13 protein-coding genes are annotated in these 9,221 nt (G+C 56.6%); 4 read left to right on the forward strand and 9 right to left on the reverse strand.

Annotation, left to right across the window (positions count from 1 at the left end; all coding sequences use genetic code 11):
- Window positions 1-848 (forward strand): polysaccharide biosynthesis/export family protein (locus AC221Y_RS15785; protein WP_486707712.1); only part of this gene is annotated, 848 nt, incomplete at its 5' end.
- 44 nt (window positions 849-892) lie between these two features.
- Window positions 893-2,839: a capsular polysaccharide biosynthesis protein gene (locus AC221Y_RS15790; protein WP_486707713.1), complete on the forward strand. Its 1,947-nt coding sequence runs from the start codon at window positions 893-895 to the stop codon at window positions 2,837-2,839.
- Here AC221Y_RS15790 and ribD read toward each other — a convergent pair.
- Window positions 2,836-3,933, reverse strand: coding sequence for a bifunctional diaminohydroxyphosphoribosylaminopyrimidine deaminase/5-amino-6-(5-phosphoribosylamino)uracil reductase RibD (gene ribD, locus AC221Y_RS15795; protein WP_486707714.1), 1,098 nt, complete (start codon window positions 3,931-3,933; stop codon window positions 2,836-2,838). The two genes, AC221Y_RS15790 and ribD, sit on opposite strands and share 4 nt — an antisense overlap.
- Complete coding sequence (gene nrdR, locus AC221Y_RS15800; protein WP_299751694.1) at window positions 3,930-4,394, reverse strand: transcriptional regulator NrdR; 465 nt, start codon at window positions 4,392-4,394, stop codon at window positions 3,930-3,932. Before nrdR ends, ribD begins: the two co-directional genes overlap by 4 nt.
- 334 nt (window positions 4,395-4,728) lie before the next feature.
- Here nrdR and AC221Y_RS15805 point away from each other — a divergent pair, with 334 nt between their 5' ends.
- Together AC221Y_RS15805 and AC221Y_RS15810 are read left to right on the forward strand one after the other, a co-directional pair.
- Entirely contained in the window at window positions 4,729-5,697 is a 969-nt protein-coding gene (locus AC221Y_RS15805; protein WP_486707715.1) for an IS30 family transposase, read from the forward strand.
- 61 nt (window positions 5,698-5,758) lie between these two features.
- Entirely contained in the window at window positions 5,759-5,908 is a 150-nt protein-coding gene (locus AC221Y_RS15810; RefSeq protein ID WP_366141684.1) for a dodecin domain-containing protein, read from the forward strand.
- A gap of 26 nt (window positions 5,909-5,934) precedes the next feature.
- On the opposite strand, the gene AC221Y_RS15815 is transcribed toward AC221Y_RS15810, so the two are convergent.
- The 7 genes from AC221Y_RS15815 to AC221Y_RS15845 all read right to left on the reverse strand — a co-directional run bounded on the left by AC221Y_RS15815 (window position 5,935) and on the right by AC221Y_RS15845 (window position 9,033).
- Window positions 5,935-6,345: a secondary thiamine-phosphate synthase enzyme YjbQ gene (locus AC221Y_RS15815; protein ID WP_486707716.1), complete on the reverse strand. Its 411-nt coding sequence runs from the start codon at window positions 6,343-6,345 to the stop codon at window positions 5,935-5,937.
- Window positions 6,342-6,890 (reverse strand): dihydrofolate reductase family protein, encoded by a 549-nt coding sequence (locus AC221Y_RS15820; RefSeq protein WP_299751700.1) that lies wholly within the window; start codon window positions 6,888-6,890, stop codon window positions 6,342-6,344. Before AC221Y_RS15820 ends, AC221Y_RS15815 begins: the two co-directional genes overlap by 4 nt.
- A 64-nt stretch (window positions 6,891-6,954) precedes the next feature.
- Window positions 6,955-7,716 carry a hypothetical protein gene (locus tag AC221Y_RS15825; protein WP_486707717.1) on the reverse strand — a complete coding sequence of 254 codons (762 nt, stop codon included), beginning with the start codon at window positions 7,714-7,716 and terminating at the stop codon, window positions 6,955-6,957.
- Between the two features lie 58 nt (window positions 7,717-7,774).
- Window positions 7,775-7,927 carry a hypothetical protein gene (locus AC221Y_RS15830; RefSeq protein WP_299751706.1) on the reverse strand — a complete coding sequence of 51 codons (153 nt, stop codon included), beginning with the start codon at window positions 7,925-7,927 and terminating at the stop codon, window positions 7,775-7,777.
- Between the two features lie 57 nt (window positions 7,928-7,984).
- Entirely contained in the window at window positions 7,985-8,338 is a 354-nt protein-coding gene (locus tag AC221Y_RS15835) for a YigZ family protein (protein WP_299751709.1), read from the reverse strand.
- 10 nt (window positions 8,339-8,348) lie between these two features.
- Window positions 8,349-8,624, reverse strand: a complete 276-nt coding sequence (locus tag AC221Y_RS15840) for an HlyU family transcriptional regulator (protein WP_299751712.1) — start codon at window positions 8,622-8,624, stop codon at window positions 8,349-8,351.
- Between the two features lie 67 nt (window positions 8,625-8,691).
- On the reverse strand, window positions 8,692-9,033 hold the full coding sequence (locus AC221Y_RS15845) for a type II toxin-antitoxin system death-on-curing family toxin (RefSeq protein WP_366141685.1): 342 nt from the start codon (window positions 9,031-9,033) through the stop codon (window positions 8,692-8,694).
- Window positions 9,034-9,221 lie beyond the last annotated feature (188 nt).

Genomic DNA, 9,221 nt, shown 5'->3' on the forward strand with positions numbered 1-9,221 from the left:
AAAACGTGGAGGACGGCCTGTTGGCCAGCGCGTCTGCGGGTGGTTCGGCGCTTGAAGAAATTCAGGTCGACAGTGCCGGGTTTATCTTTGTGCCCTACGCGGGCCGTATCCGTGCATCCGGCAACACAACCGAGGCCGTGCGCCGCATTATCACTGAAAAACTCGAAGCCCAGACCCCGGATCCACAAGTTGTAATCCGTCGCATGGCGGGTGACGGGGCGACCGTATCTTTGATCGGCGGCGTCGGCGCGCAAGGCGTTTATGCAATTGAACGACCGAACCGCACTCTAACCGCGATGCTCGCCACCGCAGGCGGTATTACTTTGCCACCAGAAATTACACAGATCACCCTGATGCGCGGCGCGCACAAAGGCACGATCTGGTTGCAGGACCTCTATACCGACCCAAAACTTGATGTCGCTCTAAGGGGCGGCGACCGGATTTTGGTCGAAGAGGACACGCGGTTCTTCACTGCTTTGGGCGCAACAGGCGCACAACAGAAGGTGCCGTTTGAGACCCAGAGCATTTCTGCGATCGAAGCTTTGGCCCGCGTTGGCGGTCTATCGACTGGGATCGCCGATCCGACAGGTGTCTTTGTTTTCCGCAACGAACCTGCGGAAATTGCGAACATCGTTTTGGGCCGCGGCGACCTGATCGGACCGCAGCGGATGATCTATGTGCTTGATATGACTAGCCCGAATGGCGTCTTTATCGCCCGCGATTTCGCGATCCGTGACGCTGACACGGTCTATGTCACCGAAGCGCCGTACACCCAATTCAGCAAGGTTCTGTCGGCGGTATTGGGTCCGTTGCAAACGGCCTCGTCCGTCGACCAACTAATCGAGTGACCAACGCCAAAGGGCGCCTTTGCGTCTACAACGGTGGGATTTTAATGCAGCGCCCTGCGCGCCGCATTCTTGAGTTGGCCGGGTGGAATGTCGGCACGGGTGTGCCCGAAGACGGCGATCATGTCGGCGTTTGGGGACAATCCCCAACGGCATGGCGCGGTGAAGCGGTAGCCGGATGGAGCGATGCTCCGGTGGTGACTGTCGAGGACGCATTTTTGCGCTCGGTTCTGCCCGGACGCATCCGCGACGAGACCCCAGTCGGCCTTTCGATCGATACGACGGGGGTCCATTTCGACGGCTCTGCTGCATCTGATCTTGAAACACTTTTAAGAACATCGCCCTTGGACGACACCCCGCTTTTGAACCGCGCGCGCGCGTCAATCGAACAGCTAAAGTATTGGCACCTTGGGAAATACTCTGGATACGATCCGTCTTTGGACGTTCCGGATCCGGGCTATGTCGTGGTAATTGATCAAACGCGTGATGACACGGCCCTTCAGGGCGCAGGGCGCAATGAATTTGCAGAAATGCTTATGGTGGCGGCGGACGAGAACCCCGCCTCGGACATTCTGATCAAAGCCCATCCCGAAAGCGTTGCGGGCGCGCGACCCGGTCACTATGACGGCAACCTTGGCATTGATCGCGCGCGTTTATTGACCGAACCCGTCAGCCCATGGACGCTTTTTGAGGGCGCGGTTGCAGTCTATACCCATTCGTCGACCCTTGGCTTTGAAGCGATCTTCGCGGGTCACAAACCCCGCGTTTTCGGCTTGCCGTTTTATGCCGGTTGGGGGCGCACCTTGGACGCGGTGCCCGCGGCGCGAAGAGGCCGCGAGTTGACGCGCGCGCAGTTGTTTGCAGGTGCGATGATCCTGTATCCTACTTGGTATGATCCCGCGTCTGATCGGTTGTGCGAAGTGGAAGACGTGATTGCCGCTTTGGCCGCGCGGGCGCGTGCTTGGCGCGAGGATCGCGCGGGTTATGTCGGGACCGGAATACAGCGATGGAAGCGTCCGCTTTTCAAACGCGCCTTTGGGTCCGTGACGCCAATGATCTTTGCAAACTCGCCGCGAGCCGCGAGCCGCAAGGCTTCAAAATCCGGGCGCAAGATTATCGCCTGGGGGACGTCCGATGCTCCGGATGGCGCGCTTCGGGTTGAGGACGGGTTTCTCAGATCACGGGGATTGGGGGCGGCGCTGGTCGCTCCCGTGTCTTTATCGATTGACCGGAACGGCAACTACTTCGATCCGTCGAAACCGACCGATCTGGACAGCCTTATCACGAGTTCTGTGAGCTTGCCCGAAGCAGAAATCGAACGCGCGCGCCGCCTTTTGGACCGTATGCTTGCCGTTGGCTTGACCAAATACAACATGAACGACGAACCGGCGCCTTTGGCCGACGGGCCTGTGAATGTGCTGGTCGTCGGACAGGTCGAAGACGATGCGTCCGTGCTTCTGGGCGCCGGAAAGGTACGCACAAACCTTGACTTATTGCGCGCCGCGCGGGCCGCGCGACCGAATGCACGCATCCTTTGGAAACCCCACCCCGATGTCGAAGCGGGGCTGCGAGAAGGCGCGATTTCGACGGCTGATCTGGAAGGTTTGGCCGATGTCGAACTTGTCAACATCAGCCCGCGCGCCGCGATTGATCTGGCGAACGAGCTTTGGACCATCACATCCACAATGGGGTTCGAGGCGTTGATCCGCGGCAAATCGGTCACCTGCACGGGAATGCCTTTTTATGCCGGTTGGGGGCTGACGAATGACCATGTTGCACAGCCCGCACATCGTGGTTCCGGACCAGAAGTGATCGGCTTGGCCCATGCCGCTTTGATCGGTTATCCGCGCTACTTCGACCCTGAAAGAGGCGATCCATTTTCGCCCGAGCAAGCGGTCGACTACCTTGTACGAATGAAGGACGCGCCCGCGAAAACTTCGCGGCTTTCTCTATTGCAACAATTGATGAAACGCACCGTCGGCTTGCGCCCCTAAGACCGCCGCCAGCGTTGCATCACGTCAGCGCCAACGGGCGCGACCTCCACCAGATCGAAGGCTGGCGCTTCCGCCAAAGCCGATAGTCCAAGGGGTCCGACGCCAGGTTGGCCTTCTGCGCCAATCAACTTTCCTGCAACGAAAACAATAAGTTCATCCACAAGGTCAGCAGACAAAAGAGATGCCGCAAGCATCCCCCCTCCTTCGCAAAAAACACGGGTCAATCCAGCCTGACCAAGCGCCTGAAGCATTTCATCCGGCGAAAGATGCGCCCCATTCGAGCCAACTAAGATTAACCGCGCACCCGCAGCTTCCCAGACTTTGGCCTCGGCGGATGAACGCATCGACGCATCGCAGACGATCCAAACCGGCACATCTTCGGCGCTTTCGAAAAGCCGGCTGTCTTGCGACAGGCGAAGATGCCGCGAGGTGACGATACGGACGGGCTGGCGCGTCTCGCCAAGATCGCGCACCGTCAAGTCGGGGTTGTCAGCGCGCACCGTCCCCGCCCCGACCATGACTGCGTCGTGGGATGCGCGCAACGCATGGACCGCACGACGCGCGTGGGCCCCGGTGATCCATTTGCTCTCGCCCGAAGCTGTCGCAATGCGGCCATCCAAAGTCATGGCGAGTTTTAGGGTTAATGTCGGTCGCCCATGGTTAACGCGTGTCAGGAAACCGCGCTGCAGCTCTTTGGCGTCCTTACCAAGACATCCCGTTTCAACCCGAAGCCCAGCCTTCGACAGCATCGCAATGCCGCGGCCTGAAACGCGGGGATCGGGATCTTCACAAGCGACGACAACGCGCGCAATTTCGCTTTCAATCAAAGATTTAGCGCAAGCCGGCGTCTCGCCTTGATGTGCGCAGGGTTCAAGCGTGACAAAGGCAGTTGCGCCCTTGGCATGGTCTCCTGCTTGTTTCAGGGCCACTGTTTCTGCATGAGGGCGACCGCCATCAGCCGTCCGACCACGGCCCACAACACGACCCTGGTTAACGATGACACAACCGACGGCAGGGTTGGGCCACACACGACCCAAGCCGCGCGCGGCAAGGCTCAGCGCATGGCGCATGTGAGCTGTGTCGTCGTCGCTCACTCGTCTTTTGCGGGAGGGCGCAATTCGCTCACGAATTTATCGAAGTCGTCCGCGGCCTGGAAGTTCTTGTAAACACTGGCAAAACGCACATAGGCAACCGTATCGATCCGCGCGAGTGATTCCATCACTATCTCGCCGATTGTAGTCGACGGGATGTCTGTCTCGCCCATGCTTTCAAGCCGCCGCACGATACCAGAAATCATCTGATCCATGCGCTCCAGTTCTACAGGGCGCTTTTGCAAGGCGATGCGGATTGAACGCTCAAGTTTGTCGCGATCAAAATCTTCGCGCTTGCCGTTGGATTTGATGACCACAAGATCACGCAGTTGCACCCGCTCGTAAGTCGTAAAGCGACCGGCGCAAGCGGGGCAGAACCGACGCCGCCGAATGGCAACATGATCTTCCGCAGGACGCGAGTCTTTCACCTGAGTATCTATATTTCCGCAAAACGGGCAGCGCATCCACCACTTCTCCCTGCCATCATTGGGGGTAGGCCCCCCTTTATCCACAGGGACTATAGGCGACCGCCCTGATTTTGGGTAGTGTCGAAATTCACCCACCAGATAGGCGACACCCGATGCGTTGCGCGATTGCACCGCCAAGCTCTTTCACACATCCCAAGCGAAGGCGCGCCGGTGGCTATATCGACGGTTTGAGGCCTACATTGATAGCTTTCATTGTGGCCGTGTTCTTACAAATCGCGGATTCAACTCGCCAGTGCAACTTTACCCACGGTATGATGCGTGAGGCAGCGATGCCCAAGTGCTTCTCACCGTCGAAAGTAAAGGAACACGAATGCGAGCCTATCACCGCCTCACTGAGGGGCAGCGTAACCAAGTTTATGCATTGAAGAAAGCGGGTTTGACGCAATGGGCGATTGCGGATCAGATCGGGGTCAACAAATCGACGATTTCTCGGGAATTTAAGCGCAACACAGGTCTGCGCGGATATCGACCAAAGCAGGCGCATCGCCTGGCTTGCGCACGCCAGTCACAAATTCAGCGGAGCCGTATCTCGCATGCGACGTGGACTAGGATTGAAGAGATGACCCGCGAAGACTGGAGCCCTGAGCAAATCACAGGTCATCTGAAAGATATTGGTGAGCCAAGCGTCAGCCCAGAATGGATCTACCAGCATATCTATGCAGACAAGGGTAACGGCGGCGACCTTCACACCCGCCTGAGATGCCAAAAGCAAAGGCGCAAGCGCTATGGCAGTATCGAGCGGCGCGGCCAGATTAAGAATAGAGTATCCATTGAGAAACGTCCTGCAGTCGTTGACCTGCGCAGCCGCGTTGGGGATTGGGAAGCCGATACCGTGATCGGGAAGCAGGGACACTCGGTCCTTGTGACGTTGGTTGAGCGCAAGACCCGATTTACCGTTGCCATGAAGGCGGTCAACAAAACAGCGCGGGCTGTCACGAATGCGATCTGTGAATACCTGAAACCCTATCAGGAAAGGGTTCTCACCTTAACCTACGACAATGGCAGAGAGTTTGCTTACCATGAAGAGATCGCCCGCGAGCTGGCTGCCGAGGGCTTCTTCGCGCACCCCTACCACTCCTGGGAACGGGGCCTCAACGAAAACACAAATGGTCTGATCCGGCAATACATCCCAAAGGGAAAAGACATTGATGATCTCAGCGATGAGGACGTGGCTAAGATCATCAGCAAAATTAATAAGCGCCCCAGAAAATGCCTTGGCTTCAAGACGCCAAACCAGCTATTCCTAGGCCATAACCAGCATGTTGCACTGGCGAGTTGAATCCGCGAATTATTAGAGGGAAATCGGATATCATTAGCCCGCGTAACCAAAAATATCAGCCATGTCACAGGATAGCTTTGACGACGCTGTCGCTCAAAGCATCGCGCCCGGGCACAAGACTTTGCGCAATCTGAAAACGGCTTGGATAAAAAACAATCTGTGTCCATCAATGACGGCAAAGTCGTCCACTATCAGATCAACATGCTGGTGACCTTCGTCCGAGAACACGGCTAGCGGTCACCCAAGTGACATGGCGACGGCAACCTGTCTTTCGTGCGGTTTGTGACGATGTTCGAAAAGGTAAATACCCTGCCATGTCCCCAGCGCTAATCGCCCTGATATGACAGGAATGGTCAAGGAAACCGGAAGCATGGCGGCCTTGATGTGCGCCGGCATATCGTCTGGCCCTTCGTAAGTGTGGGTCAGATAGGACATGCGTGGATCGTCGGTGGGCGGCACCAAATTGTGGAAGAAGGCTTGAAGATCTGAACGGACTTCGGGGTCGGCGTTTTCCTGAATCAACAAAGAGCACGAGGTGTGACGCACGAAAATAGTGAGCGTTCCGTCCCCTTTTGCGAGCGGTTTGATGTCATCCGTGAACTCATACAATCCGGGCCCGTTCGTCGAAATCGTCAGCAGATGGGTCATGCCGCAAGCTCGTAATACAGCGTGCCAGCCGAGTTGAGGGCCTTTTCGGATTGAATTTTAAAGCCGCGATCCGTGAATATCTTCAACGGATCCACCCCTTCTTGGCCAGAAAAGACAGGCAGGCCTTTCACAAAGCTTACCGGCTCGACCGTCAGGTTAACCTTATGAATGGCGTTGTGCGCAAGAAACCAGTCATGAACGCGCGTACCCCCCAGAATCAGACCGTTTTGCAGCGGACGAATATGAGCGACCTTGGCGATCAGATCGAAAGGTGTCAGATGCGTAGGGTCACACCAAAACTGTGCTGGACGCTGCCATCCACTTGTCTTCGTTGAGAAAACTATGCGCCGGCGATGCGGTTTGTCAGCAGCCAAATGAGTATTCTTGCCCATGATGGCCCAGTCAGCAGCTTCGACATCGCGGAAGAAAAGCGACTGTTCTTCCGCGCTTGCCCATGTCTGTGGCGCGTCGTCAAAAGCGCGTGCGATCAGGGCATCGGACGACGTCGCAACGGTAAGCGTAAAGTGGGCAGACAGGCGATCCATCCGACGTAACTATCGCGGTTTTCAGATCGACGGTACTTCGAATTTCAAAGCGATGATCGGCGGCTCAGGCCGTGACTTGGCCCATATACGCATCAGCAAGTGTCACCACACGGCCGCCACTGCCTTGAGCCGTATTGGCCGCCTGAAGTCGCGCTTCTAGATCCGATATTTGCCTGCGAAATGCGGTCCACGCCTCGCCCGTGCGGGGTTGATCCTGCATATCCGGCGAGTGGCCCTTGATAGCGAGGGTTCTGGCCGCGCGGATCAGATCAGCGAGCGTGGCAGAGCCTAGCGCTTGCGCTGTAGACGCAAAACGCTCGAACGCCTCAGGTGATTGTTTTGCGAGGCTTTTTGCAAGCTGTCCGCCGCAAAAAATACGCTCGATTTCAACTGCGTCGCGGGCCATGCACTCATTCTTGTTCGGGCTGTAAAGCGGATTGGCTTCGATCTTTCGTCGGGCCGTCATCCAGGCGTCCGATAAACGTTCAACCGCCGCCTCCGGGTCAATGTCGGCCGCAACGGCCGCAAGTTGCGACGTGTCGACATAGGGGGGGATTTCGACAGACGCTGCAAAACTTTCACCGCCCTCGTTTCTAAGATTTCTTCGATTGCGCGCGTTTCGCGTGATGCGCTTCACAATCAGCAGAACCGCACACAAAAGCCCGACGCCGATCAAAAGACTCGGCCAACTTCCCGCGAGACTTTGGGTGATCATGGCAACGGGCGTGGCACCAGTACCCTCAAGCGCGATCGTGTTAGCGGCATGAATAATTGCCGGAGGTGTCGTGTCCGGCGCGTTCATTACTATGTGCAGCGTCTTAATCATTTTTCCAGTTTAATGCCCGGTTGAGGCGGGACTGTGCCGGGAAATTGGCAATTTGGGGTCAATAACCAGTGAGAATGCCCCGTACAGACGGCAGAAGGATCCCCGCAATGATCCCGACAAACGCACCGATCAAAAGGCGCGCAAGAAAGTCGCCAAGCTTTGGGGCAACGACGCCAAGGATCCCGCATGCCGCAGCATAGAATGTGAGCAATATCGGTTCTGTCCGCACAAGCTAGCAGATTTTGGCATTGCCCCAAACCTGAAAAAATCAGGTGTCGCGGTTGTCAAAATAATGGCGCACACAGTCTTGCACATGGCGAAAGCGGTCGCCTCCAAGATGCTTGCCGCCGTACCATCGCGTGACGACGATAACGTGATTTTGAAGGTCTTCGCGTTCAAGCATGCGCAAGATAACCATCCCCGCCCCGGCTTCTCCGTCATCGTTTTTGATCGGCGTGCCGTCGAGAATAGCAGCCCACGTGTTGTGGGTGGCCTTGGCGAACTTCTTGTTGCCGCATAGCACCTTAAGAGCAGCTTGAATGTCGTCTTTCGATGACGCAGGCGCGCCAGAGACCGCGTATTTCGATCCGCGATCGGTAAGAATACTATCAAAGGTTTGCACCGGTTCAGGCTTAGGTGAAAAGCCGGTCGCCTTGTTGGTCGATCACAGTTTTCGCCTTGTCGATCGAGGCTTCTGCGGCGGCTTCGGCGCTCATTAATGTGTCGGCGCGGATAAGGTGGTGGGATTTCATTTCGCCGTTGATCTCTTTTTCGATGCGCGCCGAAATGCGGTGCTGGCCGTCTGCTGGCAAAGGATCGGGTGTGATTATGAAGTCTTTGTAGGTTTCCGGTTTGTAGGTGGATTTTGACGGGGTGCCGCCACCGAAGAGTTTTTTCAAGAGGGACATAGGCTGGCTCCGGATTTTGGTTTGGTTGGCTCACAGCCTGGCGGATTGAGCGAGAGATGTGAAGGGATCAGCCCAGCGAAGACGCGTTGGTGCGCAGCCACTTGGCCAAATCTGATTCCGCGACGGTGGATGCGGCAAGCTCTTCTATCATCCGCACGCCGGTGTAGGGCTCGGGGCGAAACGCATATCCGTTCAGGCGCAGGAAGGTGAATGCCGCGACGAAGGCGGTTCTTTTGTTCCCATCGACAAACCCATTCGCCTTGGCAACACCAAAAGCATAGGCCACTGTAAGATCAAAGGCATCGCGCGTGCCATGTACTCCGAGATTTCTCCCGCGATCGTACCGCCGTGAAGCAGATCTGCATCTCGAATTCCAGGCGCCCGCCATGTCGTGAAATCTGTCTGTCATGAGCGACGAAAAGTGCTTCAACTGGCATTCAAAGCCTGCGCGACTTTGGGATCGTTCGCAATTATTTTGAGACATCCATCGTCGCCGCACGCCACGAAAACTCTGCCCCCAGGCTTTGCATCCAGGATCGTTAGCACTTCAGATGTCAGAGTCATGACAGATGAATTGCCGACTTTTCGGATCTGGTT

This window comes from Boseongicola sp. (assembly GCF_057460485.1).